General features: G+C 41.0%; 29 protein-coding genes. 9 read left to right on the top strand and 20 right to left on the bottom strand.

What is annotated here, in order from left to right; all coding sequences use genetic code 11:
• Positions 1–118: 118 nt before the first annotated feature.
• Positions 119–664, bottom strand: coding sequence for a TlpA family protein disulfide reductase (locus OO007_RS18625; protein WP_325809938.1), 546 nt, complete (start codon positions 662–664; stop codon positions 119–121).
• Positions 665–818: 154 nt separating this feature from the next.
• Between OO007_RS18625 and OO007_RS18620 the strand changes: the two genes are divergently transcribed.
• Positions 819–1,457 carry a uracil-DNA glycosylase family protein gene (locus tag OO007_RS18620; RefSeq protein ID WP_325809937.1) on the top strand — a complete coding sequence of 213 codons (639 nt, stop codon included), beginning with the start codon at positions 819–821 and terminating at the stop codon, positions 1,455–1,457.
• Positions 1,458–1,583: 126 nt separating this feature from the next.
• On the opposite strand, the gene OO007_RS18615 is transcribed toward OO007_RS18620, so the two are convergent.
• From OO007_RS18615 to OO007_RS18575, 9 genes are read right to left on the bottom strand one after another with little or no spacing between them, the layout of a single operon-like run.
• Complete coding sequence (locus OO007_RS18615) at positions 1,584–3,284, bottom strand: Na(+)/H(+) antiporter subunit D (protein WP_325809936.1); 1,701 nt, start codon at positions 3,282–3,284, stop codon at positions 1,584–1,586.
• Between the two features lie 29 nt (positions 3,285–3,313).
• Complete coding sequence (locus tag OO007_RS18610) at positions 3,314–3,592, bottom strand: hypothetical protein (protein ID WP_325809935.1); 279 nt, start codon at positions 3,590–3,592, stop codon at positions 3,314–3,316.
• Entirely contained in the window at positions 3,592–5,064 is a 1,473-nt protein-coding gene (locus tag OO007_RS18605; protein ID WP_325809934.1) for a monovalent cation/H+ antiporter subunit D family protein, read from the bottom strand. The genes OO007_RS18610 and OO007_RS18605 overlap by 1 nt, the downstream gene beginning before the upstream one ends.
• A complete protein-coding gene (locus OO007_RS18600; RefSeq protein ID WP_325809933.1) occupies positions 5,061–6,545 on the bottom strand; it encodes a monovalent cation/H+ antiporter subunit D family protein in 1,485 nt (494 codons plus the stop codon). Before OO007_RS18600 ends, OO007_RS18605 begins: the two co-directional genes overlap by 4 nt.
• Positions 6,546–6,547: 2 nt before the next feature.
• Positions 6,548–6,916 carry a cation:proton antiporter subunit C gene (locus tag OO007_RS18595; RefSeq protein WP_207907077.1) on the bottom strand — a complete coding sequence of 123 codons (369 nt, stop codon included), beginning with the start codon at positions 6,914–6,916 and terminating at the stop codon, positions 6,548–6,550.
• The gene (locus tag OO007_RS18590; protein ID WP_325809932.1) at positions 6,913–7,896 is read right to left on the bottom strand and encodes a DUF4040 domain-containing protein; all 984 of its coding nucleotides are present in this window, start codon (positions 7,894–7,896) and stop codon (positions 6,913–6,915) included. Before OO007_RS18590 ends, OO007_RS18595 begins: the two co-directional genes overlap by 4 nt.
• Positions 7,893–8,231, bottom strand: coding sequence for a monovalent cation/H(+) antiporter subunit G (gene mnhG, locus OO007_RS18585; RefSeq protein WP_165874702.1), 339 nt, complete (start codon positions 8,229–8,231; stop codon positions 7,893–7,895). Before mnhG ends, OO007_RS18590 begins: the two co-directional genes overlap by 4 nt.
• A gap of 6 nt (positions 8,232–8,237) precedes the next feature.
• Entirely contained in the window at positions 8,238–8,510 is a 273-nt protein-coding gene (locus OO007_RS18580) for a monovalent cation/H+ antiporter complex subunit F (protein WP_131906257.1), read from the bottom strand.
• Positions 8,510–8,995: a Na+/H+ antiporter subunit E gene (locus tag OO007_RS18575; protein ID WP_131906256.1), complete on the bottom strand. Its 486-nt coding sequence runs from the start codon at positions 8,993–8,995 to the stop codon at positions 8,510–8,512. The genes OO007_RS18580 and OO007_RS18575 overlap by 1 nt, the downstream gene beginning before the upstream one ends.
• A 602-nt stretch (positions 8,996–9,597) precedes the next feature.
• On the opposite strand from OO007_RS18575, the gene OO007_RS18570 reads away from it, so the two are divergent.
• Positions 9,598–10,074 (top strand): Rap1a/Tai family immunity protein, encoded by a 477-nt coding sequence (locus OO007_RS18570; protein ID WP_325809931.1) that lies wholly within the window; start codon positions 9,598–9,600, stop codon positions 10,072–10,074.
• An 85-nt stretch (positions 10,075–10,159) separates the two neighbouring features.
• On the top strand, positions 10,160–11,602 hold the full coding sequence (locus OO007_RS18565) for a YiiX/YebB-like N1pC/P60 family cysteine hydrolase (RefSeq protein WP_325809930.1): 1,443 nt from the start codon (positions 10,160–10,162) through the stop codon (positions 11,600–11,602).
• A gap of 60 nt (positions 11,603–11,662) precedes the next feature.
• Here the strand turns inward: OO007_RS18565 and OO007_RS18560 are convergent, their stop codons facing one another.
• The gene (locus OO007_RS18560) at positions 11,663–12,829 is read right to left on the bottom strand and encodes a DUF1501 domain-containing protein (RefSeq protein ID WP_131906253.1); all 1,167 of its coding nucleotides are present in this window, start codon (positions 12,827–12,829) and stop codon (positions 11,663–11,665) included.
• A gap of 138 nt (positions 12,830–12,967) precedes the next feature.
• Positions 12,968–14,269 carry a DUF1800 domain-containing protein gene (locus tag OO007_RS18555; protein WP_131906252.1) on the bottom strand — a complete coding sequence of 434 codons (1,302 nt, stop codon included), beginning with the start codon at positions 14,267–14,269 and terminating at the stop codon, positions 12,968–12,970.
• Between the two features lie 621 nt (positions 14,270–14,890).
• Between OO007_RS18555 and OO007_RS18550 the strand changes: the two genes are divergently transcribed.
• Positions 14,891–15,223, top strand: coding sequence for a DUF1820 family protein (locus OO007_RS18550; RefSeq protein WP_131906251.1), 333 nt, complete (start codon positions 14,891–14,893; stop codon positions 15,221–15,223).
• 93 nt (positions 15,224–15,316) lie between these two features.
• Here the strand turns inward: OO007_RS18550 and OO007_RS18545 are convergent, their stop codons facing one another.
• The 8 genes from OO007_RS18545 to coxB form a co-directional block, all read right to left on the bottom strand.
• Positions 15,317–16,345, bottom strand: coding sequence for a c-type cytochrome (locus tag OO007_RS18545; protein WP_325809929.1), 1,029 nt, complete (start codon positions 16,343–16,345; stop codon positions 15,317–15,319).
• Positions 16,346–16,369: 24 nt separating this feature from the next.
• Positions 16,370–17,158, bottom strand: a complete 789-nt coding sequence (locus tag OO007_RS18540; protein ID WP_325809928.1) for an SURF1 family protein — start codon at positions 17,156–17,158, stop codon at positions 16,370–16,372.
• Between the two features lie 3 nt (positions 17,159–17,161).
• Positions 17,162–17,362: a twin transmembrane helix small protein gene (locus OO007_RS18535; protein WP_131906248.1), complete on the bottom strand. Its 201-nt coding sequence runs from the start codon at positions 17,360–17,362 to the stop codon at positions 17,162–17,164.
• Positions 17,363–17,433: 71 nt separating this feature from the next.
• Complete coding sequence (locus OO007_RS18530) at positions 17,434–18,306, bottom strand: cytochrome c oxidase subunit 3 (RefSeq protein WP_131906247.1); 873 nt, start codon at positions 18,304–18,306, stop codon at positions 17,434–17,436.
• Positions 18,307–18,324: 18 nt separating this feature from the next.
• Complete coding sequence (locus OO007_RS18525) at positions 18,325–18,882, bottom strand: cytochrome c oxidase assembly protein (RefSeq protein ID WP_131906246.1); 558 nt, start codon at positions 18,880–18,882, stop codon at positions 18,325–18,327.
• A gap of 17 nt (positions 18,883–18,899) precedes the next feature.
• A complete protein-coding gene (locus tag OO007_RS18520; protein ID WP_165874701.1) occupies positions 18,900–19,043 on the bottom strand; it encodes a hypothetical protein in 144 nt (47 codons plus the stop codon).
• A gap of 2 nt (positions 19,044–19,045) precedes the next feature.
• Positions 19,046–20,698: a cytochrome c oxidase subunit I gene (gene ctaD / locus OO007_RS18515; protein WP_325809927.1), complete on the bottom strand. Its 1,653-nt coding sequence runs from the start codon at positions 20,696–20,698 to the stop codon at positions 19,046–19,048.
• A gap of 11 nt (positions 20,699–20,709) precedes the next feature.
• Entirely contained in the window at positions 20,710–21,906 is a 1,197-nt protein-coding gene (gene coxB / locus OO007_RS18510) for a cytochrome c oxidase subunit II (protein WP_325809926.1), read from the bottom strand.
• A gap of 436 nt (positions 21,907–22,342) precedes the next feature.
• On the opposite strand from coxB, the gene OO007_RS18505 reads away from it, so the two are divergent.
• From OO007_RS18505 to OO007_RS18485, 5 genes are all read left to right on the top strand, one after another.
• Entirely contained in the window at positions 22,343–23,344 is a 1,002-nt protein-coding gene (locus OO007_RS18505; RefSeq protein WP_325809925.1) for a COX15/CtaA family protein, read from the top strand.
• Between the two features lie 32 nt (positions 23,345–23,376).
• Positions 23,377–23,949 (top strand): hypothetical protein, encoded by a 573-nt coding sequence (locus tag OO007_RS18500; protein ID WP_131906242.1) that lies wholly within the window; start codon positions 23,377–23,379, stop codon positions 23,947–23,949.
• Between the two features lie 5 nt (positions 23,950–23,954).
• Entirely contained in the window at positions 23,955–24,866 is a 912-nt protein-coding gene (gene cyoE, locus OO007_RS18495; RefSeq protein WP_325809924.1) for a heme o synthase, read from the top strand.
• Positions 24,867–24,875: 9 nt separating this feature from the next.
• Positions 24,876–25,058 carry a DUF2970 domain-containing protein gene (locus OO007_RS18490; RefSeq protein WP_131906240.1) on the top strand — a complete coding sequence of 61 codons (183 nt, stop codon included), beginning with the start codon at positions 24,876–24,878 and terminating at the stop codon, positions 25,056–25,058.
• A gap of 295 nt (positions 25,059–25,353) precedes the next feature.
• On the top strand, positions 25,354–26,211 hold the full coding sequence (locus tag OO007_RS18485) for a DUF2189 domain-containing protein (protein ID WP_131906239.1): 858 nt from the start codon (positions 25,354–25,356) through the stop codon (positions 26,209–26,211).
• The last annotated feature ends 785 nt before the right edge of the window (positions 26,212–26,996 follow it).

The raw sequence follows: 26,996 nt of genomic DNA, 5'->3' as shown, positions 1-26,996 counted from the left end.
TTTAACACAGAAAGGCTTAAAAAAGGCACTAAAAAACTGCCTTAAAGTAGGGGGGTGACTTTGTTTGAATGGCTATGAAATGAGCCGTGGTATAAGGTTTTTGTATAGAAGTTTAAGACTATTTTTTTGTTAATGTTGTCTTTTTGTTACTGTTTTTTAACGCTCTTACCTTATTGATAATACTATCGTTATCCCATTCGCGTTCGCCAGTGGCTTTGTAGACAATTTTGCCTTCGGCGTTAACAATATAGGTTGTAGGTAAACCCCGGGTATTCCAGTTTTCTAACTCTTCTGCTTCTTCATCCAGTAAGATTGTAAAGTCGACATCATGTTCTAGTTGAAACGAAGTAATCGTATCCCTATCTTCACCAACATTAATACCTAGTATTGATATATTTTCATCTTTAAGTTTGGCCGAGGCACGATTAAAAGAAGGAAGTTCTTTAATGCAGGGTGGGCACCAGGTCGCCCAAAAAGTCACAATTACAGGCTGGCCGATGTAATCTGAAAGGCTATGCGCTTTATTTTGCATGTCGGGTAACACAAATTCTGGTGCTGGTGGTTTATGTTTCAATTCGATAAGATCAATATCAGGTTGCGCAAATACTAAGGTATTTAATAGAAGAAGTAATGAAGCGAAACTAATTTTGTAGTGTTTTAGCATGATGTTTTTTACTCTGCTTAACTGATAATGAAGGGTCTATCGAAATCGATTAATTGTTTCTACCTGATAGAGTCTGAGTTAAACGCATTTTATTGATAAATACAAATACACCCCCCCACTTATAGAGGCTTTTTTTAAAGTTAAATTCAATCCAGTGACAACTATCCCCAATAAACTATTAGAACTTAAAATTCACCAGCAAGAGCTTTCTAATTGTTCGCGCTGTGAAAACATGATTCAACCTGTGATAACCGGAAATACAGTGGATGCCTCTATTATGACTGTGGGTCAGGCCCCGGGAATTCATGAAGGCAGAATCGGTAAGCCGTTTGGCTGGACGGCAGGAAAAACACTGTTTAAATGGTTTGCTTCGATTGGTGTTGAGGAAGATGAATTTCGACAGCAAGTGTATATGGCAGCAGTCTGTCGTTGTTTTCCCGGAAAGAATCCAAAAGGAAGTGGTGATCGTGTGCCAGACAAACAGGAGATTGCGACCTGCAAAAGCTGGATAGAAGAAGAGTATAAAATCTTACAACCCAAGCTGATTATTCCCATCGGTAAACTGGCTATCTCACAATATTTGCCGCATAAAAAACTCAGCGATGTGGTTGGTCAGCAATTTGTGATTGATACGCCTTTATTGCAGGCAGACTGTATTCCTTTGCCACACCCATCGGGGCTTTCCACATGGTTTAATATGGAGCCAGGCAAAACCTTATTGCAAGATGCGCTGGGTTTGATTGATTCGCATAAAGCGTGGAGCTTGATTAAGGATCAACAAAAAGACAAATAGCCGTTTTGGTAGCAAGCATCATTAGCAGCGAACATCACTGGTAACAAACAAGCACAATTGTTATTTGTTATTTTAACAGGCATGAAAAAAGTCCCCCAAAGTAGGGGGGTGACTTTATGTATAGAGTTAGTCTGGTCTCATATAGTGAAGAATCATCATCACCGCGAGTAATACCGCAACCCATAAGACCATGCTGGCACTTGGCCAGGTACGCGCTAATATACCTTGAGGACCATGCACTCTGACTAAGCGATCGAATTTTCGTTGGCCAAAGTTTTTGAAGCCAGTAATTACAGGCGCTATTAACTGAGGGATGTTCTCTTTGATCCAGATAATTAAACCAAACATGAGTTTACGGTAGAACCAGTCAAGGTCGAGACTGATCGTCAGGGTTCGTTTCATTAGTGCCAATAAAGCGAAGAATGCAAAGCCAGCAAATAACAATAACTGCATCTGTGTTACGACATGGTCCACGGTATAAGGTTTGTAATCCAACGTGTAAGGTAAAATGCCGTAGATGATGCTCGGTACAATGCCAATCAAAATACACAGGAATGACATAATCCACATGGCTAAACGCATATTCCACGGTGGATCGGGTGGTCGTAATCCGGAATCTTTCTGGAAGAATACAAACCAGGGGAATTTAATGCCCGCATGCAGGAATACTCCGGCAGAGGCTGCTACTAACATGAACCATACCCAGGGAAGTCCGGCTTCTGCAGCAGCGCTGGTTTCTAAAGATTTGGTGACAAAACCTGAGGTCAGTGGGACAGCAGAAATAGCTAGTGCACCTATAATTCCGTTGATTGCGGTGACAGGCATGGACTGGAACAAACCACCAAGATCGGTACATTTGCGTTTACCCGTCATGAGCAGCACACTGCCTGCCGACATTAACAATAAGCCTTTATAAATAATGTGTGCGAAGGCATGTGCGGTTGCTCCGTTTAAAGCCAGTTCGCTTCCTATGCCAATCGCGACCACCATGAAGCCAACCTGATTGACGATACTGTAGGCTAGAATACGACGCATATCATTTTCTAACAATGCATAGATGATTCCGTAGAACACCATGTACATGCCGACATAGATAAGTATGCTTTCGCCGGGAAAACCCATTAATAAGGCAAACACAGCCGTTTTAGTGGTAAATGCAGAAAGGAAAACGGTTCCGCTAGGACTTGCTTCCGGATAGGCATCAGCAATCCAGGCCGAGAACGGTGGAGCGCCCGCATTGATGAGGAAGCCAATCATAATCATGATGGTTGCGAAGTTGTCCGCCTTCATTGCGGTAAATTCAACACTGCCAGTATTTGCGACATGGGCTGCGATCCCAATCATCAAAATCACACCGCCAAGCAAATGCACCAGCAAGTAACGCATACTCGCACCATAGGCACGTTTATTTTGATGACAGTTCGCCCAAATGACCAAGGTTGAGCCTATTGCCATGATTTCCCAGAACACGAAAAAGCTGATTAAATCGCCACAGAAGGTTACCCCAATCGCTGAACCGGCATACACAAAGGCTGCGCTCAGTTCCAAAATGCGAGCATGTTTCAATGCATAAAGCGCACCGATGCCAGCCATCATGGCGAAAACGGTGGCAAATACACGACCTTCAGATGTGAGGTGAAGTATATCTAATTCATAATCCAGAAAAGCCAGCTTCATGCTGTGCTCAGGCGTGACCAGCCAGACCATCATTAACGTAAGTAATGGGAAGCCAATTGCTGCAAAACTTCGCAAACGTGGGGCTAACCAAGGCAGTAATAAACCACCGAGAATCAGTATCAGGCCAGGTGGTATGACTAAACTATTCATCGCAACTACTTACCATGTTATTCATCACATTACTCATCATAGTAATCATCCTTACGTTTAAGTACGTAACCCAGTAGCTTGGCCCCTAATACCATTGCCGCACAGGTAGCAAAACCATACCATGCATAAAAAGTAGGCGAGGCATCCAGATGTATTCCTTGTGCTTCAAAACTGGCGTGATGGTGCATAAAGAACTCAGGCAAAATCGCTATGAATAGAATAGCGAATTGAATAATCCATAGGGTTCGACGGTTTTCTTCACGATATAACCAGTGCTTTTGTTTTTCTGGGGATGTATTTTTACTCATCAAACAGGTACTCCAACGGCTTTGGCAAGCTCTAAAGCAAGGCCAGGGAATAAGAATAATAATAGAGTTGCTGCAGCAGTCATTGTTAATGCGACTACCATCGGTAGCGGTGCTTCTTTGTGGTCGCGTTCTTGAACAGGGTCTTCGGTTTTAAGGAAGGCTGCGTATATGACAGGAACGAAATAGGCAGCATTCAAAAGTGTAGACATGACGATAACAGCCATCGCAATGTACTGCTGTTGTTGACTAGCGCCCAATAGTAAATACCACTTAGACAAGAAGCCTGCCGCAGGAGGCAATGCAATCATTGATAAAGCCCCGATGCTGAATGCTGTCATAGTCCAGGGCATTCTCCGACCAATGCCGTTTAGCTGACTTACATTTGTTTTTTTGCTGGCGGTATAGATAGAACCAGCGGCAAAGAACAGCGTGATTTTTCCAAAGGCATGAACAGCAATATGAAGCGCAGCACCGATGAGTGAAAGCGGTGCAAGTATCATTGCTCCCATCACCACATAGGATAATTGGCTAATCGTTGAGTAAGCGAGACGTTTTTTCAGGTTGTCTTGTTGCAAAGCAACGATTGATGCCGCGACTACGGTGAAGCAGGCGATATAAAGTAACCATTCAATGCCTGGTGCAGTTGCTAGCAGGTCTAAACCGAAAATATAGGCCACAACTTTTACGACACTAAATACACCGGCTTTCACAACCGCCACAGCATGCAGTAAGGCACTGACAGGCGTCGGTGCAACCATGGCAGCAGGTAACCAGCGATGCGTAGGCATGACGGCGGCTTTACCGATACCAAAAATAAACAATGCCGCAAGTAGAGTCAGTAAAGGACCACTGATTTGACCGGTTAAAATTCCACCCGCTTTAAAATCAGTCGTACCAGCGGCATACCATACCCAGATAATAGCAGGGAGTAATAGACCTATCGATGTACTGATTAATATGCCCAGATAAACGCGACCAGCATTTCGTGCTTTTTCCGTTCCTGCATGGGTTACCAGCGGGTAGGTTGAAAGCGTTAGTACTTCATAAAATATAAATAATGTCAGCAAATTACCCGCGAATGCGATTGCCATGACTGATGATAAAGCTATGGCGAAAAAGATATAGAATCGCGTTTGTTTGCGTTCATTATTGGTACGCATATAGCCAATTGAATATAAGGAATTAATCGGCCAAAGAGTCGCTGCGACCAGTGCAAATATCATCCCGAGTGGTTCAACCGTAAAACTGATTTCAAGACCGGGTAATATTTCGATCAACTTTAAGTCAGGTCGTTCGCCATCGAGTATATGCGGTGTTAAAGCGACTATCGTAATGAATAGTAATACAGAACCAACCAGTGTGATTCCTTCACGCACATTCGGGTTTTTGTCTGCAAGAAAAATCCCCGCAGCCGTAAAAAGTGGAATGCATAAAGCAAGTACAATTAAGTCATTTGGTGTCAATCCCATCATAAGAGACTTCCTCCAAATAGTAGTAATGCGGCATCTGATGCAAGGTCAGTACTTAATGAAGAATTAATACCAAAATATAAGTTTGCCAGAATAACTACCCACGTCGGAATTAAAAGACTGAGAGGGGCTTCTTTAACTGCAGGCGCTCCCGCAGGCCTTTCTTGAAAGTAAGCCGTTTCTATGACGCGCCATGTATATACAACTGCCAATAAGGAAGAAATAATAATCAGCACAGTGAGTGGCCAGTAACCTTTTTCTAATGTGGCGAGTATCAAATACCACTTGGAGATAAAACCAACAGTGAGCGGTACGCCAATCAGGCTTAACGATCCGATAACAAATGCGGCCATGGTATAGGGCATTGCTTGGCCTATGCCAGCGATACTCTGTACTCGGGTACTGCCTATTCGATAAGCGATCGCACCCAGCGCCAGGAACAATCCACCTTTCATTAGGGCGTGATTGAACATGTGTAACAAGGCCGCGGTTAAACCTGTGACATTTACTAAAGAAATGCCTAATAAGATATAACCGATCTGTGCCACTGATGAGTAAGCCAGCAGACGTTTGATACCATCCTGAAAAATGGCGACTATCGACGCAAACATGAATGAGGCAATTGCCAAAGGCATTAATAACCAGTGAACCTGCATATAATCGAAACTAAAACTGGAACCAAATACGGTGTACAAGAAACGCAGCAAGGCATAAATGGCAACCTTAGTTGCTGTTGCACCGATAAATGCAGACACAGATGACGGCGCATAAGAGTAAGCATTAGGCAGCCACAAATGCAGAGGGAACATGGCGAGCTTTAAACCAAAGCCGAGTATCAGGAAAGCAAATGCCGCTTCCAAAGTACGAGAGCCTTCTAATGCAGGAATTCGCGATGCCAGATCTGCCATATTCAAAGTGCCGGTTAAGGCATACAATAAACCTACACCGATCAAAATGAAGGTGGCACCAATTGTTCCCATGATTAGGTATTGGAACGATGCCGTAAGTGCGCGACGATCACGTCCCAGACTGATCAAGGTGTAACTGGACAGTGATGAAATCTCTAACAGTACAAACAGGTTAAAGGCATCACCGGTTATGGTCATGCCTAATAGTCCTGCGAGACATAACAGCATTGCGGTAAAGTAAATCCGATGGTGCGTCTCAGGTATTTCTTTCTGAATACTTTTCCAGCTGTACGGAAAAACCGCGGCACCAATAGCCGTTACAATGAGTAACACATAGCTATTGAAAATATCGACTTTATATTCGATTCCCCAAGGTGGCGCCCAGCCACCAAATTCGTAGTGAAGGATGGTTCCGTCGTTGACTGCGATGACTAATAGAATAGCCATGGCAAAACTTAACCAACTAACGAGCGTCGCAAATAACCACGATAATCGTTTATTCGGTATAAGAAAACAAATTGGCGCAGCGAGTAGCGGAACGACGACCTGAAGGGCAGGCAAGTGTTCATTGATCATACTTACGATCCTTCCTCATCTGCAATACTATCGAGTTCGAGAATTTCATCTTCCTGAACAGTGTCATAGGACTCTTTTATCCGAATAACTAAGGCTAATGCCAGAGATGTTGTTGAAATACCGACAACAATAGCTGTCAGAATCAAAACGTGCGGAAGTGGATTGGAATACGTATCAATACCTTCTGCCGCAATCGGTGCGGTACCACCTGCAACTTTGCCGAGTGATATATAAAGCATGAAGACAGATGTCTGAAAGATATTTAAACCAATAATTTTTCTGATTAAATGATTGCTGGCGATTAACATATAAAAGCCAGCCATCATGAGGAAAATAACCACCCAGTAGTTATAAAGATCTAAACTCATCATGGGTTTCTGTCTCCTCGACTAATAAAGGCAAAAAATATCAGCATCATTACACAAGCCACTGTCAGGCCGACGCCAAATTCGATCACAAGAATACCGTAGTGCTGACCGTGTACAGGGTCGTGTGCGAGTACATTGTAATCAAGGAAATTGCCGCCTTTTAGCATCGAGACCAAACCAGTTCCGCCATATATGAGTACACCGAGTGAGGCTAAGCGTTTGAGTATGCGAGGAGGGGCCAGATCCATGGCGTCTTGTTGGCTAAACGTCAATGCATAAAGAATGATTGCAACGGCAAAGATGACGCCTGCCTGGAAGCCACCTCCAGGACCAAAATCTCCATGGAATTGCACGTACAGGGCAAACAAGATAATAAAAGGAATCATAAATTTGGACATGACCTGTAAAACAGGACGTGCCGGCGGTTCGAGATGCTTCGGATCACCTTTATGCTCGCGAATACCGATCAGTGATAACACCCCAATCAAAGCCGCAAAGACAACAATCACCTCGCCCATGGTGTCATAGCCACGATAGCTTGCGAGTACTGAAGTAACCATATTAGGAATGCCAACTTCGGTGGGTGATTCGTTTATATAACGTGGTGCAACATGAGTATGAATAGGTGCTTCGGGATCAGTAAAAGCAGGCATATCCAATGTGCCGTACACCAGTACAGCACCGGTTATTGTAACCACTATCAGTGGCGCCACCCAGCTTATTTTCCGCCTTCGTTTTTGTTCGTATCCTGTGATTCCGATAGTTGCCAGCATTAATACGGTTGAAATACCAGCACCTACTGCGGCTTCGGTAAAAGCCACATCAACAGCATCTAAAATGATAAAGATATTCGCTGCAAGTAAGGAGAAAACGCCCGTGAGCATCACGATAGCAAATAAGCTTTCTATTCGAACGATTGCTATTGTGGTTAAGACCAGCATCGCCAGTAAAACGACATCAATCAGTAGATTAATATTGCTCATGACTGGCCTCGCTTTGCCGCTTCTTTGCGAGTGATTGATAGCTTGGGTTTTAAACCGGTGAGGTAAGCCGAACGAACCAGCGCATGTGTTGCTAATGGTCCTGTTAACCAGAGTAAGAAAACAGCCAAAATGAGTTTTACAGAAATAAGCGTAAAGCCTGCTTGTAAGATCAAGCCCAGCATAATAAAGAAAACGCATAAAGTGTCTGTAACACTGGCAGCCTGAACTCGACTGTAGAATTCTTTAAAGCTGAAAATACCGATAGCGCCACTAATTCCTAGAAAGCTACCCAAAATAAGACAAGCCCAACTCAGGGCATCAATGATAAAAGCCATAGTAGTTTACTCGTCGCTGTGGGCAGATGATGGTGGGTAACGTTCAACAAACTTGAGTACGACAATGACGCCGACAAAGTTGATCAACGCATAAATAAGAGCAATATCCAGGAATTCTGGTCGTTCGGTGAGGAAGCCATAAACCGCGATAAATAATACCGTTTTTGTACCGAACATATTGACAGCTAAAATGCGATCGTAAATTGTAGGTCCGATGAAAGCACGTGCAAGTGCGATTCCCATGACTACTAAAATTGCAAGACAGGTTACTGCAAACATTAATTATCACCTTCTAATTTATGTACGCGTTTACCCATTTCACCGCCTTCTAAATCTTCCATCGCTTCTTCTAATAAGGCGTAGACCAGTACTTCCTGATCTCTTACCTCGACAGACACAGTGCCCGGGGTAAGTGTTATTGAATTCGCGTACAGCGTTCTGGCAATGCGTGATTGTGGTTGCATTTTAAGTTGACGAATAATGGGGGAAATTGGATAGGTTTTTGGCATCCAGATGCATTTCAAAACAGAGATGTTTGATTTGATGATTTCTGTGAATATCCACGGCCAGAATGTGTGCTGTCGCAGAAGCATGGCAACACCTTTATCTTTAAACGCGTATTTTTTTTCAATACGCATGGCCATCCATGTAGCGAGTGCCACGGAGGCAGCACCGAGTGCTAGAATCAGTGGGTTAGTCCAGTACCCGGATAGCAGTAACCAAAAAATAGTGAGTCCGATAATCAATAGATAACGGTATGGCATTGTCTTTAAATGTCTCCAGCAATTTCTAATATATTAATTTCTTTTTTTTCTTATTATTGTTTTGTTATGTTTTTTGCAGCTTTTATAAACTATCTAATTGGTCATCTTTTTCATAAGAATCCATCTAAATATAGCAATGGATTCTCATGTTTGCTTTACTGATTCTAAGTAATTATAAATTTTATAACCAGTTTTCAATAAAAAATGATGCGTTCTATAAAACTTCACCGTTTTTTTATCAAATTTCTATAAAAATTCAGATAAAAAAGATGCTTAATCCTAGCAAATTTAATCATGGTGTTAAAACTGGCAGAGGGAAAAAAAGAATTTTTCACTCATGTAAAATTAGTATCACCACAAAATATCAAACGTGATTGATATTTGTTGTATAGCAACGAATATTTATCAAGTTAAGGTCTAGATTATATGGTTATACTCGTAATTGCACCCACTAATGAATAGATTCATAGTGGAACAGAAAAAAAATATTAATTGTTGTTTTAAATAGAATTAAATATCAAGAAAGTGTCGTATCTAATACGGATTTTCAGTTACATTGATTGTACGTGTTACATGATCAAATCGAATATGGGAGTTTTACAATGAAACAAAGTTTATTAGGTGTTTCGTCATTGTCTTTACTGCTTTCCTTGTTACTTTCTTCGACTACTGTTTCGGCCGTCGAATCATTAACGACTGAAGAACTTGCTGCTCACTGTTCGCATTATGAAAAAGATCCAGAGGGTGTTGATGCGGTTTTTTGTATACGGTATATACAGGGCTTTATTGATGGCGCGGTTGCTACCGACGAGCGAGTTGTTTCAAATATCGTTACCGGCAAAGAGAAAGAAACTTTTTCAGAAAGGGCGGCACGCACCAGACTGGGTAAATTGAGATTATACGGTTCCACTTATGTTGCAGATTTTTGTTTGAATGATCCCGTTAAACTGAATCAAGTGGTAACAAAAATCGTAACTGAACTTGCCACCAGGAAGCAGCTAAAAGAACCGCCATTAGCACGAGACCTTGTTTATCACACATTAGTGACAAATTACCCCTGTGAAAAAAAACGCCTATAAGTAGGGGGGTGGCTAAAGAATTATCAAGTAGCGTTCTATCTATTATTTATAGTCATAAAAGCATTTAAGGTTTAGCATTAATCTTATGCCAGATCATCCTTTTATCAATTCTTTACGCGCTTACGATTCTTTAAGTGAGGCGTTAATTGAGTTTAAAACTCAGCAACCAGAACAAATCACTATTGATACTGCAATCGCTCGTGGGTATTTTTTGCCTGAAGAGGATGATAGTTTATGGTCTTTAGTCTCGCGTTATCTCACCATTCGTAATGGCTTTTGGGAGCTTATCAACGAGATGTCATCGCACTTTTCGGATGATACCTACAATGTTAAAACGCAGGATGACTGGCGTTATTTCTTATTAGGATATGCCTCTTCCTGTCAGGTTGTAGGGATGGCACGGTTACTCGTAAATGTATTGGCTAAGCATAAATTGGTGCAGCGAAAAATCAATGAAGGCTCACCGCAAAATAGAATTAGCAGTAAAGTATTTACCAATATTTATCAGTCATTGAGCGATGCCGACAATGCCATAAAAATGCAATACATGATGAATTTTGTGGATTCAAATCGAGACTATATTGAGCGTCTTGTATCAGATCAGTTGATCGGTTCTGTGATCAAAAATCTGGCTGAATTAGAAACCAATCTACATCCAAGTCAACGTGCGTTTATTAAATTGAGGATGAAGTATTTACTCCATGCTATCACCAGACGCTTTGCTGTAAGCAAACAGCTCTCAACGTTTTTCATTTTAGAGAAAGCAGGGCGGGTAATCGCTGATATTGGCGACAGTGAAAACAAACGCGTTACCGCCGAAATTCTGCAACAAGCTCTGTCGGTATTAAAGCCCGGAGATGTGATTATTACACGGCATGATTTTGTCGCGAGTAATTTGTTTTTACCGGGTTACTGGCCACATGCTGCATTGTATATAGGTACAGAAGCCGAACGCCAACAGTTAGGAATAACACTGGATGATCATATTGCTAAACGCTGGGTTGGTGAAATTCGTACTCTGGAAGCGAAAAAAGATGGTGTGTTATTTCGACCTTTAACCGAAACCTTGCAGGTTGATGAATTTGTTGTATTGAGACCAAGACTGGATAAAGCGGGAATGGCTAGAGCCTTACAACGAGTCAGTCGTCATGAAGGCAAAGGCTATAACTTTGACTTTGATTTTTTCCGTTCTGATCAGCTCGTCTGTACCGAAGTGATTTATCGTGCTTTCGATGGATTAGATGTGGTTGATTGTGACCGCTCAGAAAAAATTGAGTCTTCAGGAAATACAGAGCCTTTAGATAAACCAGAAAACTCAAACAAGATAGCATTCAAATTGATCGAAAGAGCAGGTCGCTTTAGTCTATCCGCAGAAGATATTCTGGATATGGCGATGCAACAACGCGGATTTGACGTCGTTGCTGCATTTGGTTTTACAGGATGTGTGAACCAATTAACCCTTAACGAACAAGCACATCAACTGGTAAAAACGAGTTACTCATCAAAAACAGTGTCTAGTACGGCTTAGTTTTTTCATTCAGTACACTCATTAAACTCGCTAATTAAACACTCTGATTAAGCACGCTCATTATACAAAAGGAATCAGCGGAGCACCTTTCCATGGGTTGGGTTGATTCCACCAGCGCTGCGCTAAGGTGCCGTAGATGGCTCTGAAATCTGCGGTATGTCTGACATTCCCATTGGCATCTAATTGCGCCATGTTAGGGTGAGTGCCATAAATTCCACCACGCACTTTTCCACCTAAAATCATTTGTGCAGAAGCGGTGCCATGATCCGTACCACCGCCGCGGTTTTCTTTGGCGCGTCGGCCAAATTCCGAATAGGTGACGACCAGTACATTGTCCCAGATTCCTGCTTTAACCATTGCCTGTCTAAATGATGCCAGACCATTCGCTACTTGGTATAAGGCGTTGTCTTGAGCGCCGCGTTGACCTGAATGTGTATCAAATCCATCTTGTGTGACTTTGTAGACGGGAGAATCAACGCCGCTGATAATCATCTCTGCAACCGATTCCAGGCTGTGGCCGAAGACGCCTTTGGAAAAGCTCACGCCAGTACGTTTTGGGTGATTTCCCATTTTAGTCGCTAACTGTTCACCCACGCCAAAGAGTTGGTGCTGTGTTTGGCTAACGTGTGCAATCGCCGGTGTTTGATTACTTGGCCTAACATCCTGAATGCGTTTAATCTGGTTTAAAAATGTTTTAGGGTTTTGCATGGTGACACTGGTTAACTGGCTACCATGCAATGGGCCTAATTTTGCCTGTCCCTTATTCAGTGCGACACCGTGTAGTCCTTTTTTGTAATTGGGTAAGACGCGAGATAGCCAGCCAGCTTCAATCACTTGATTGGCATTCGACGCTGAATCCCAGATATCCATTGATCTAAAATGTGATAACACAGGGTTTGGATAACCGACACCTTGTACCCATGCCATTTCGCCCGCATTCCATGTCGGCATCAGTGCTTTCATTCGTGGGTGAAGTCCCATGGCTTTATCCAGCGTTAGCACTTGTCGTTGTTTGATCGCAATTCTTGGTCGATATTTGTAATATAGTTCATCCGTATAAGGCACCAGTGTATTAAAACCGTCGTTGCCGCCTTCAAGTTCGACCAGTACGACAATTCTGTTTTGTCCGATAGCGGTTGCACCAAACGCTAGTTCAGGTGTTATTAACGGTACTGATGCAGATGCTGACACTAATCCTGCATATTTTAAAAAATCTCTGCGATCCATATTATTCTCTGTTTATTTATTATTTTACCTACTTTTATCAGTCTTAATTTCTTCGCTGAAAAAAGGCCTGTAAGTAGGGGGGGGGGCTTATGTATTTCGTTTGTACGTCATTTTTTAAATCTACTTAATCTATGTTGCCTAGGTAACCTGATAAGCAGGGTCGAGTACAAAAGCGCGTGCTAAACGTTGTTTGCCGGGTTGTGTCGGCATGGCTTGTAAAGGCTCGATAGCGAGCAACCATTCACGTAATACTTGCGGTGGAATATCTGGCATTTTTTGTGCAATCCCTCCGCGGTTTTTCTTTTCATTTAAGTTGCCACGAGCGAGATTGGTCATCATTGAATTTCTACGCAAAATCGATTGTGTACTAATCCAGTCTGTACCGCCTTCCCAGCCTTTGACACTAGGGTGTTCGAACACCGCTTGTCCCATAATGCTTAAGTTATGTGCGAGATCCATTCGGCCGCGGCCTAGTGAATACGGGAGTGTGCGCAAGGTGCCGATAGTCAGTTCAATGGGAGACTTAATTAAGCCACCACGATTTCTTCTATCCCAGAATGGCTCGCTTGTTAGTACAGCGCGAAGCAGGGTGGCGATGTCGTAATTAGAGGCACGAAATGTCTGCGCCCATTGTCTAGTGAATCGAGCATCGGGACGCGAGATGTTGATAAACTCTTTCCACATTTTTTCTGCGATAGTTTCTGCGGTTCTTGGGTGTTGCAGCAGAATATTGACAATGTCATCGCCCTTGAAATTACCGCGTTTGCCCAGAAAGGTTTTTACCCCAGTATCATGATCTGCAGCATTATTGATAAAACGCCCATTTCTGTCATCGATACTCCAACCTGTAAACGCTCGCGCAGCTTCACGCATATCGTTTTCTGAATAATGACCGATGCCGATGGTGAATAATTCTAGCAACTCTCGTGCAAAGTTCTCATTCGGCTCCTCTTTGATGTTTTCGTAACCATCAAGGTATAACAACATCGCGGGATCTTTAGCGATATTGTGGAGCATCTGACCAAAGTTTCCGAAAGCATGTTTGCGCAGCATTAAATTTTGCTGGTAGAGCATACTTGGTTGAGTGGTTTTTTTGATAGAAGATGGAAAGTGGTTGTGCCAGAACAAAGTCATGCGCTCTAAAAAGGGCGACGGTGTCTCTGTTAAATGCTTAACCCACCAATCTTGCAGTGATTTGCCTTCTACACGCGAAATACGTTTGATCATTTTTCTACGGCGCATATTGCCGCGTAAACTCACCATCTTGGGCCATGGGCTCATACCAGGCGGCGGTGGTGTTCGCATATTGCGATTATTTAAAAGAAATTCTATGGCTTGTTGTCGTGTCAGGTTTTGAAAACGCTGAATAGTTTCCCACTCTGCTCCTATCCCGGTGCGTGCAGCGAGATGACGTGCTTCGTCGAAATTTAGTTTGCCCATTTATTTTTATACTCTTTTCTAAATATTCTTTCTGAGGACTGATTTAAAGTCTTTGTCTGATTATTCTTTAAGGGCAATGTCATAAAAAAATTGTTAATAACATGATTACAAATCGTTTTATAAACGCTGTAATAGCAACTATGCTGATAAATCTAACGATAAGGTTTTATCTATAGTTAGATTATTGATTGATATAACATATTGTTTACGTTGTTTCTTTATCGTGATTTTATCTGTTTTTATAGTTCTAGATGCCCAATAGAAAGATAGCTCCCCAGCTATGTAATCAAGTCACAAGATACGACTTTCGTTTTAGTCGCCTCAGTTGATTATTAATATGATTCGAATGCTTATCAATAGTTCCATGTTTACTCAAAAATCATGGAATTTCTTCTGAACGGTACTCTTAAAGAACGATATTAAGTCCCCTAATTATTCAATTAAGAAATACAGAATTCAGCAGAATATTGTTAACTTAAGAATCAATACACCGAGTATACCTACCTTAGTACAAACACTAAAATACACCCCCCCACTTACAGGGCTTTTTTAAGAGTGCATTGCAGGGTGTTTTCTGATACAAAGGCGATCCTTAACGATTTGCTATAAAGTAACTGCACCATGGAAGAATCAAGATTATTTAAAATATCCTACTATAACCAAGATAAGGTTTACGAGTTGTTTGCGAAACAAGTCTATGAATCAGATCTTTATGGGTTTCTTACGATTGAAGAAATTGTCTTTGGTAGTCAGAGTGAGTTGGTTATTGATCCTTCTGAAGAAAAGTTAAAAGCTGAGTTTAATTCAGTAAAGAGAAGTTTTATTCCAATGCATGCCGTTATTCGTATAGACGAAGTTAAAGAGCAGGGCATGTGTAAAATTAAAGATCCGGGTAATACGGGGAATGTTTCTTCGTTTCCGGGTGGTAACAAAGGCGGAAGAGATAGAGTTTAAGCAGAGACTAAATTACTACTACAGAAACGTTATCCATAAAAAATCCCCAGACAACACATGTTTGTCTGGGGATTTTTTTATTTTAGAGAAAGATTACTGAGAGTTAGCTGACATATAATCAACAGCTGCTTTTACATCTTCATCAGAAAGTCCCAGGTTTCCACCTTTGGGTGGCATTACACCTTTTCCGTTAATTGCCGATGCGTACATTGCCTCACTGCCAGCCGCCAATCGTGGTTCCCATGCAGCGACATCCCCAAGTTTAGGTGAGCCCGCAACACCAGATGCGTGACAGGCAAAACAGGAACTATTGTAGACTTTTTCACCTTTGGCTAAATCAGTTTTTGGCGCCTCTTCAGTTTGCGCAACTGCCATAGGCTCTGGGGCTTTAGGTGCTTCCTTTTTAGTGACTTCTTGCTCAGGTGTTGTAGGCGCTTCAGTTTCTGCCACTGTTGGGGCTTCAGGCGCTTCCGTGGTTACCACCGGTGCTGTTGTAGGTTCTGGTGCAGCCGGCGCTGTTGGTGCAGTCGGAGTTTCAGGTTCTTTAGCCATTGTAGTTGCGGCTGCCGCAACAGGTGCAGTTGTTGCTTCCGTATCTGTAGCTGTGTCTGTATCTTCTGCTGACGTTGCTGCGGTTTCTTCTTTTGCTTCGGTATCAGCTTCTATACCTGCAGATTTGAGCATGTAAATAATTGTTTCTTTTACTTCTTCATCAGTAATTGCAGGGTTGCCACCTTTAGCCGGCATAGCACCTTTACCTGCAATAGCTGTTTTAACCAAGCCATCGACGCCATTAGTCATGCGTGTTTCCCATGCCGCTTTATCGTCAATCTTGGGTGCATTGGCAATACCTGTATTGTGACAGGTGCCACAAGTTTCTTTGTAGATTGATTCTCCTGAACGAGCCACAGCGGAGCCAGCAACTTCATCAGCTTTAGCTTCTACATTACCAATGGGGGCAAGTGTTTGTTGAGCCTTTTTAACGACAGGCTTAACTTCTGAACTTGCTTCAGCGACATGTTTAGTTGCTTCTGGTGCAAGTAGATATAAGACGCCTACTATGACTACCAGAACAATCTGCACCCAAAATAGCTTAGGTAATTTTTCGTGTGAACCCGACATAGGTCTTCTCCTTTAAAAAATATGTCATTCAGTTTTTTTAGTATTTAATCTAATAAATAAAAACAATAGTATTGCTGCCATCGCAAACCATTGTATGGCATAGGCATTATGCTTATCGATACTGCCGTAGTAGGGTTGCCATTCTCTAATAAAACCATCTTTTTCTTGTTTGTTTAACTCGATAATAATGGGCAGTAATGGGTAATCTAACTCCTTGTTTAGTTCAGATATCTGAATCGACTGAATCAGTTTAGGGTTATTACTCTTTTGTACTGCATTTTTATCATCATCGTTTAATACAATTGCTTCTGATACTTGTTTAATCTGTCCTAGTATTTCGCGAGTGTTATTCTCTATCACAATACTTGGTATGTTGTCTCTTGTGCCGTTATACGTTATCCATCCGCGATTTATTAAAACTGCGTAAGCTGGACTTTTGTTGTTTGAATCTGATGTGTTCTCAAACAAAAAAGGCGTTAAAACGTGGTATCCAGGTTTACCCAGATGTGTTCTGTTATCTAATAAAAACTGATTGTTATTGTCGTATTTGCCTTTTACGGTTGCCGGTCTATACACTTCTTTAAGAAGCTTTTGTTCAGACTCTTTGGTTCCTAGTGTTGTTTCATTTAATTTAAGTGGTGTTTTAGCTATGGCTAATTGAATACCGTTATCAATCTCTCTTTTCTCATCGGCTCTATCTAACTGCCAAAGACCCAGTGAAATTAGAACTGGAAAAAGAACGAGTGTGACAAGTGTTGGTACTAATTTTGGAGTAAAAACATAGTGTGATACTCGAACTTGCAAACCAGCCATCTTCTATGCAACACCTGTTGGTTTTATCCATCCCATCCAAAAAGCAAAAAGTAAAAATATGAAGAGGGCAATGGATATTCCAACACGCATGGTCAATGCTTTAACCATACGCTTTGAACCATCGCCATCTTTCATCATGTAATATAATGCAGAGCCGAGGCTGTAAAAAATGAAGATAAAGAAAACAAGAATTAGGTACTTCATTAGTTTGGTTCAGCTCTCACTATATTCTTAAAAAAATCTTAAATGATTATGTTGTATTTTTTGTTTACAACTTATAACCAGTAAACAACGACGAACAAACCAAGCCATACAACGTCAACGAAATGCCAGTACCAGGCGACTGCTTCAAACCCGAAATGACGTTCATTATTAAAATGACCGCGGATGCATCGCATCAATATGACAATCAGCATCAGTACACCCAATGTTACATGGAACCCATGAAACCCTGTCAACATGAAGAAAGTACTTCCATAAATACCAGAAGTTAATTTTAAGTCTAGATGCTGATAAGCTTCCATGTACTCAGAAACTTGCAATCCCAGGAAAATAACACCCAGTACGATGGTTGCTATTAAACCGCCAATTAACTGATTACGGTTTTTATTCATCAGTGCCCAATGTGCCCAGGTTAAGGTAGCGCCGCTTGTTAATAATGTTATGGTATTTAATGCAGGAAGATGCCATGCATCAATGATGCCTTTGGGCACAGAAAAATTTGATGCATCTGGCATTTGAATTAAAGGCCATACAGATTTGAATTCAGGCCAGAGAAATTGATTGGTAAAGGCATTATTCCCTTCACCACCCAGCCATGGTACGGATAGTTGGCGAGCATAAAATAGGGCGCCAAAAAATGCGGCGAAGAACATGACTTCTGAGAAAATAAACCAGGCCATTCCCATTCTAAAAGACTTATCAACTTGTAAGTTGTAATCACCTGTTTCACTTTCATGAACCACTTGGCCCATCCAGCCAAATACCATGAAAATAATGATGCCAAAGCCCAGTATCATGCCTACTGTGCCTGCCATGCTGCCATGCAAAGAGCCAGCAAATCCTCCTAATAACGCGAACATACCTATTGACCCTACAATCGGCCAGTAGCTTCCACTCGGAACGTAATACTCTTCTCTAGATTGCATGCTATTAATCTCCTCCTGTTAGAGTCCAGCCACACCTTCGGTGGCCGCATCTTTAACTTTTATAAAATTATAAGATAAAGTGATGTTATAAATATCCTTTCCGATCTCACTATCAACAAAAAATCTGACGGGCATTTCAATAGGTTGTTTGGGTTCAAATTTTTGATTGTTGAAACAAAAACATTCTAGTTTTTTAAGATGGGATGCTGCTTCACCGGGTGCTACACTAGGAACTGCCTGCCCAATAATGACGTCATTAGATCTATTTTCTGCGTAATAATTAATGGTATAAAGTTTTCCGGGAACTACCTTCATGGTGGTCGTCATTGGGTAAAATTTAACCGGGAAACCTGGAGCTGTAGCGGCTAGAAAATCAACCGTAATTGTTCTGCTTTCATCCACTGATATAGGTTGCCCTTCATAGCTGGAACTACTAGTCCGACCATTCAAGCCCGTAATGTCGCAAAATGTGTCGTATAAAGGCACCAAGGCAAAAGCAAAACCAAACATGCCTAATGGGACAAAGAAAAGTTTGACCCAAAACGCTTTACTGATTGTTTGTTTTTGTTGGCCCATATTATTTCTATAAAGTCCTATCTGCCTTGCATATAAAGAGTGAAGATAAATATGGCAAGAGCTATGACACCCACTATTGTCGCGGTGATTCTTGCTCCTGCGCGTTGTTTTGCGAGGAGTTGCTCTTCCGTTAGACCACTGTATTTATTTGAAGATGTCATGATTAGTGCTCACCAATGTGGCTTGATTCTTCAAGAATAACTTTCTTTGAAGGTGGGTTATCGAAGGTGTGGTAAGGAGCTGGTGTAGCAACCGTCCACTCAAGACCTTTAGCGCTATCCCAGACTCTATCTTCTTTTACAGGCTTGCCGTTGCGAATACAGTCAACAATGATGTAAGTAAGAAGAATGAAAGAAGCTCCGAAGGCAAAACCACCAATACTTGAAATCATATTGAAATCAGCAAACTGCAGAGAGTAATCAGGAATACGACGTGGCATGCCTGCAAGACCTAGGAAGTGTTGTGGGAAGAATAAAACGTTAACTGAAATAACAGCCCACCAGAAATGAATCTTGGCGAGTCTTTCGTTGTACATATTTCCACACCATTTTGGCAACCAGTAGAACACTGCCGCAATGATTGAGAATAGGGCGCCTGTCACTAATACATAGTGGAAATGCGCTACAACGAAGTAGGTATCGTGATATTGAATATCTGCTGGAGCGATACCCAACATCAATCCTGAGAAGCCGCCAATAGTGAAGAGTATTACAAAAGCTACAGCCCATAACATCGGTGTTTCAAATGTCATTGAGCCACGCCACATGGTGGTAACCCAGTTAAAGACTTTTACACCTGTGGGAACAGAAATCATGATCGTTGCATACATGAAGTAAAGCTGGCCTGCGATAGGCATACCCGTTAAGAACATGTGATGCGCCCAAACGACAAACGAAAGTAAAGCGATTGAAGCGGTTGCATAAACCATCGAGCTATAACCAAACAACGGTTTTCGGGCGAAGGTCGGTATGATTTGGGAGACAACACCAAATGCAGGAAGAATCATGATATAAACTTCAGGATGACCAAAGAACCAGAATATGTGCTGGAACATCACCGGGTCGCCACCACCTGCAGCATCAAAGAAACTGGTGCCGAAGTTGCGGTCTGTCAGCATCATGGTGACCGCGCCTGCAAGAACTGGCATTGCTGCGATCAATAAGAATGCTGTGATTAACCATGTCCATACGAATAAAGGCATGTCCATGTATTTCATGTCTGGTGCACGCATATTCATGATGGTTGCGATTACATTGATTGCACCCATGATTGATGAGAAACCAAGCATGTGAACGGCAAAGATAAAGAAGTCAGTACTGTCTGGAGCAAAAGTCGTCGATAGCGGTGCGTAGAATGTCCAGCCAAATGCGGGTCCGCCACCTTCCATGAATAATGTGCTAATCAGCATCATGCCTGCGAAAGGTAGAATCCAGAAACTCCAGTTATTCATTCTTGGGAGTGCCATATCCTTGGCGCCAATCATCAGTGGAATCTGCCAGTTTGCTAATCCTACGAAAGCCGGCATAATCGCACCGAATACCATAATCAAACCGTGTAAGGTGGTCATTTGATTAAAGAATTGCGGGTCAACCAGTTGGATCCCGGGCATGAATAATTCAGCCCTGATCACCATTGCCATAGCGCCGCCGATTAGCAGCATGGAGAAGGCAAACCAGATATAAAGCGTACCTATGTCTTTATGATTGGTCGTTTTAACCCAGCGCATTAAACCCTTTTCAGGTCCATGGTGATGGTCGTCATGAGATCCTTCTAATGTATCGATCTCGTCTTGTAAGTCGGTCGTTGTTGTAGACATTATAGAATCTCCTATCTTGCAGCTTTAATTGTTGAAGGTTGCACTAGGTCACCCACACTATTGCCTAAGGCATTTCTTTCATAGGTGATTACAGCTGCCAGGTCGCTATCACTCAATTGTTTTCCAAAGGCTTGCATTGCTGTACCTGCTTTACCGTTTAACACAATATCAATGTGAGCATTTATATCGCCCGTTGTTATTGGGCTTCCGGTCATTGCAGGGAATACTCCCGGAATACCGCCACCTGTTACACCGTGACAGCTGGCACAAGTCGAGCTGTATACTTTTTGGCCTTGCGCCATTAAGTCTTCTTTTGACCATACTTTACCAGAAGCGGCAGCAAGAGCTTTTTGCTTTTCTTTCTGTTCACCTAACCATGTTTGATAATCTGCTTCTGATTTGGCTTCTACTACGATAGGCATGAAGCCGTGGTCTTTACCACAAAGCTCAGCACACTGGCCTCTATAAATTCCTGGTACATCAATTTTTGCCCATGCATCATTGATGAAGCCTGGATTAGCATCCTGTTTTACACCAAGGTCTCTTACCCACCATGAATGAATAACATCATTTGATGTCATAAGAAAACGGATACGTTTGCCAACGGGTAATACGAGATGGTTATCAACTTCTAGCAAATAATTCTCCATGCCTTCTCTTGACGCTTTGTCACTTGTTGCTTTCTTTTGTTCTTCGGTCAAATTACTGAAAAAGCTAACACCCTGATCAATGTATTCGTATTGCCATTTCCATTGATAGCCGGTTATTTTTACGGTCATGTCTGCAGCATCGGTGTTTTCCAGATCGATCAATACCCGGGTGGCAGGAACTGCTACAGCAATAAGAATAGCGAGAGGTATTAAAGTCCAGGCTAATTCAACCGAGGTACTTTCATGGAAGTTGGCGGCAACCGCGCCTTTAGATTTACGATGAAAGATCATTGAGTAGATCATGACACCAAATACCAGGATTGCGATGCCAACACATACCCAGAATATCGTCATGTGAAGGCCGTAGATATTCCTACTAACCGAAGTCACTCCCTCCGGAAGATTCATACCGAATTCAGCGAAGGCAAGCTGAGGAGCAAAAAATAGGGGTAATAGATAAAAGTTAGATAGATTTTTTATTTTTCTTATATATGAAGTAACGATTGTCGAAAGTTGATTTAGGTACGAAAAATCGCTGACAGAACTCTTACTTGGCATACAGCCTCCTCTGATAAGTAAGTATTTTCATTGCAAGGTAATGAAAATGCTTAACTTCTTCTATTTAGATGTGGTGAAAATATAAGAAGTTACTAATATTCTTAAAAGTTCATTGATAAATATCAAAAAACACTAAATATTTTTGGCCAAGTCTACAGTTAAGTAAAAATTATTGCTAGTCAGGATCGTATATTTATATTTATAGGTACACACTACTCTGTAAGTGATTGTAATTTAGTGTTTTATAGGTATGCTAATATTCATTATTTGTATGATTAAATAGTTAGATGCTGAATATTTAATCTATCAAAGCGATCCATAAATAAATTGATATGCGCATCAAATATATCGATGATGAATTTTTAGAATTTATTATCCAAATTTTTTTAGAGTGTTACTATCAGACATATTTCAAGATTGAGACAGTAGATATTTGATGATTAATCCAAAGAGTTATTCAAAAGTTTTAGGTTTTGCGGTTTTGCTAACACTCATTGTAATAGTTCTTGGCGCTTATACGCGTTTAACAGATTCCGGATTGGGTTGCCCAGATTGGCCCGGATGTTATGGGCAATTGAGCGTTCCAGAAAATATATCTACTCATGAATATCAAAGGCCGCTAGAAAAACATAAAGCCTGGAATGAAATGATTCATCGATACGTTGCGGGTACTTTGGGTTTTGTCGTGTTATTTATTCTTTTCATGACGATCAGAGGAAAAAATGTTTTAAAACAGTCCGTGGGGCTACCGTTATTGTTATTAGCAACGGTGATCTTTCAAGCATTGTTAGGCATGTGGACAGTGACTTTATTGCTAAGTCCTTTAATTGTTACAGCTCATCTGTTAGGTGGTTTTACAACCCTGTCACTTTTATGGTGGTTATGGTTGAATAACAGGTCAACTACTCTTCATTCGAATAACTCAGATTCGTCTCCAGTTATCCACAAATCATCATTACTTAAGATTGCAGCCTTGTTTGGGTTGTTGTTAGTGATTATCCAGATATTTTTAGGTGGCTGGACAAGTACCAACTATGCCGCTCTTGCTTGTGGTACCCAATTTCCTTCTTGCTTTAATTCGTGGTGGCCTGATATGGATTTTGTTAAGGGTTTTGAACTCACGCATGAGTCAGGTGTTGATTATGAGTTTGGGGTATTAGAAAGCCCGGCAAGAACAGCCATACATTACACGCATCGTATGGGTGCCTTGGTTGTTTTTAGTTATATGCTGTTATTAGGAATTCGTCTTCTTAGTGTTGGCGGAACATTTTCAAAACTAGCGAAATTATTATTGGTTGTTTTGTTCTCTCAAGTCAGTTTAGGAATCATGAATGTGATGTTAGGTCTTCCTATCGCTGTAGCCACGTTACATACGCTTTTTGCCGCGTTACTTCTACTCGCCACGTTGGCAATAACTCACCGAATTATTAAATCTTAGAATATTTACTAAGATGTTGCTCAGGAAATAAAATGGATTCAGGAAAAAAATCATTCCTCTGGTTAGTCACTATATTTGTAGCGCCAATTCTACTTGGAACACTTTTGTTTTTTAATCTTGAGCGACTTGGCTTTGAGAAGGGCAGCGTTAATTACGGCAATTTAGTCCAACCTGCCCAACCAACTAAGGTTGAAGATTTGAAGCAAGCGGGTGCACCTGCCGTTTTAGAAGATGTAATAACCAAAAAATGGACTATGCTTTATATCGAAAACGGGAAGTGTGAAGAATTTTGCCAAGCTCGCTTGAGAACGATTAAAAGAGTACGCTTGTTGATGAATGAACAAATGCGTCGAGTGCGAACTGTATTAGTCAGTAGCGATGACGTTTTAAAATCTATTTCGTCAAAAGACAATCCAGATTTAGTGTTAACTGAAGCGATGCCTGATTCAGAATTCTTAAAACAGTTTCCAGAACAACAACAAGAACCTATTTATCTAATTGATCCATTTGGTAATTTAATGATGTATTACCCGCAAGAAAATCCTGATTTAAAGAAAATGATCAAGGATATACGTCGATTACTTAAATACTCACACCTGGGATAATTTATATGCCTAATGCTACATCGTTAACTTGTGATCCAACTATCTCTGATTTTTTAACCTTATGTAAAATCAAGGTAGTGGCTTTGATAATGCTGACCGCTGTAGTTGGGATGTTTTTAGCTGTTCCGGGGTTACCCCCTTTGCACCTAGTGATAATGGCGTCGATAGGTATTGCTTTTGCTTCTTCATCGGCGGCTGTGTTCAATCATATTATTGATCAGAAAATTGATAATGAAATGAGTCGAACAGAAAATAGACCGTTGCCTGAAGGGAAAATTTCACAACAAACAGCCTTGGTATTTGGGATTATCTTAGGCGTTGTTGGTATAGGTATTTTATTGATTGGAGTGAATGTGCTAACGGCCGTTTTGACCTTGCTTGCCCTGATTGGTTATGCGGTTTTTTACACCATGTATCTCAAACGAGCCACACCACAAAATATCGTTATTGGTGGTGCTGCAGGTGCTGCACCTCCATTGCTAGGTTGGGCGGCAATCACAAATTCAATAGAGCTTGGTGCATTGCTGTTGTTTGCCATAATCTTTATTTGGACACCCCCCCACTTTTGGGCCCTGGCTATTCACCGTCAAAAAGAATATGCAAAAGTGAATATTCCGATGTTGCCGGTAACGCATGGTCATCATTTCACAAGAATTCAAATTTTGCTTTACACCATCTTGCTGGTAATAGTCACTGTTATGCCGTATCTGGTAGGTATGAGTGGTTTGATTTATCTAGTAGGAGCGTTGTTACTCGGTGGAGGATTTCTTTACTACGCTATTCAGTTATTACGGCAGCCAGAAAACAAGACGCTGCCCATGAAGACGTTTGGCTATTCCATCAATTATTTGATGATTTTATTCGTCATCTTATTGATCGATCATTATTACACCATAAGTCTCTTTCATATATTGTAGGGTTTAGCGATGGAATTTTTACGAGCAATTAAAAGCGTAATGTCAGCCATGATAGGCGTGCAAAAGAAAAAGAATCTGGAAGAAGATTTCTCCAAAACAACTGCAATGCCTTTTATTGTTGCAGGAATCCTGATGACGATCGTATTCATTCTCGCTGTTTGGGCTGTGGTTAATCTGGCTTTAAATGCATAAATAGCGTTACAAACATGTAACTAATAATATTGCTAGTGAGTATCCCCTTGTTATTTTAATAGTTTATATATATTTGTAGACCGAAATAAATGCTTTTGATATAACTAACAGTGTACCAAATTTGATATTTATCAAATTTTACGCATAAACGAATTCACATTCGGGCAATTGATACTAATATATTCTTAACGTATTTTTATATTAGCAAATATATCTAGCCGTTTTTTCAAGGCTACAAGTACAAGGAAAGCGACAACAAAAACAATAATTTCATAAAGCTCTAGGAGATCACTATATGACTGCAGTTCAGCAAGACATACTTCACGAAGAAGATGAGTTTGATTACACTCAAAAAATTGAAATTAGAAAACTGGATAACGGTGCGCCAATGCGTTGGTTAAGTAAAGGCATCAGCGATTTCAAAGTATCCCCAATGCTGAGTCTAATGTATGGTGTGTTATATGCCGCGATTGGTTTGATCTTAATGTACTTTACTTACCACAATCCGATTTATACCTTTGGTATGGTTACCATCTTTTATCTGGCAGGACCGGTTATAGCAGTTGGTCTGTATTGCATGAGTCGACATATTGAAGCAGGGGTAAAACCTACCTTCAATGAGGGCTGTCGCGCAATGTGTTACAACCCTGTCGGAGTCATTGGTTTCTCAATTGTTATCGGTATGCTTATCGTCTTTTGGTCGGTAATCACTGCCGCACTGTTTGCTGTGTACTTCGGTAGTATGACGATTTCCGGTAACGTCATCGAAACCATGATGGCTAATAAGCAAATCGTACCATTTACCTTCTTGTTAACGATTATTGGTTTATTTTTTGCCGTAGTGTGTTTTTCATTGAGTGCAATATCGATTCCGCTAATGACGCATAGAAAAGCTGATGTTGTGACTGCGATGGTTACCAGCGTAAGAGCTGTTAAAAAGAATCCAGTAGTCATGCTAACTTGGGCATTCGCAATCGTTGCCCTGATAGGCTTGGGATTTGCTTTTGCCTTTGTCGGTGTAGCATTAACATTACCCATTGTTGGTCATGCAAGTTGGCATGCGTACAGAGAGTTAGTAGTTGATGATAGAGTCATGACTGCTGAAGACTGTGATTTACCGATATTTCCTTTCATGAGAGGAAAGTTAAAATAAGTGCTTGGTTTGCTGATCTTTATGGAAAAGCAAAACATTAGTTAAGTTTTAATAAAAGCCCCTGATATCAGGGGCTTTTTTTTGATCATATATTTTTACTATGTTGGAGTAATAGTAACTAGATTTTAGTCAGTTCTAATTTGTTGTTGCCGTACACAAGAAAGAATTTGTTTTTATGGGTAGATGCTTTGATTTTCTGGTTAGTGTTATGACCGGCATTGGGCGAATATAAACCGCTGTCTGATGTTGTAAGCAAAGGTAGGGATATTTTATATCATTGACATAAGCAACTAACACATCGTTTAGCGTTCTTGGCTGAATAGTGTTTATTTATGCTTTTTCTTTAATAAGTTTCGATTTGAAGCGGTCAGGTTTTTTCCAATTTTTCTTCTGTAATATTTGATACTGAATGACTAATGTTATTGATATTACAAAAAGTAGATGAACAAATATGTAAACAATGGATCTACTCTTTTTCGCAAAAATGGATTCAGCATATTCCCGGAGATATTTTTATTGGTAGTAATCCTTTGATGCAGATTCCTATTAAAAGATTTGGCATTGAAGAATCAAATAATCTTAGCGCTTCAGATGAATTTTTATATAGATTAATAATGGACAGTAAACTATATGTTTATAATTCAATCTGACAGTGTGATTCAATAACGGGTTTGCTAGAATCTGTCGTTCTACTTTAGGGAATGCCACAAGTTTAAAAAAAAGCCTCAAAGTAGGGGGGTGGCTTTCGACTTCTCAGAGTGAGATCAACCACAAACAATTATACT

Source organism: Cocleimonas sp. KMM 6892 (assembly GCF_035798195.1).
Classification (GTDB): Bacteria; Pseudomonadota; Gammaproteobacteria; order Thiotrichales; family Thiotrichaceae; genus Cocleimonas; species Cocleimonas flava.
Note: the sequence above shows the minus strand (reverse complement) of the source record. Positions and strands in the feature narration are given on the sequence as shown.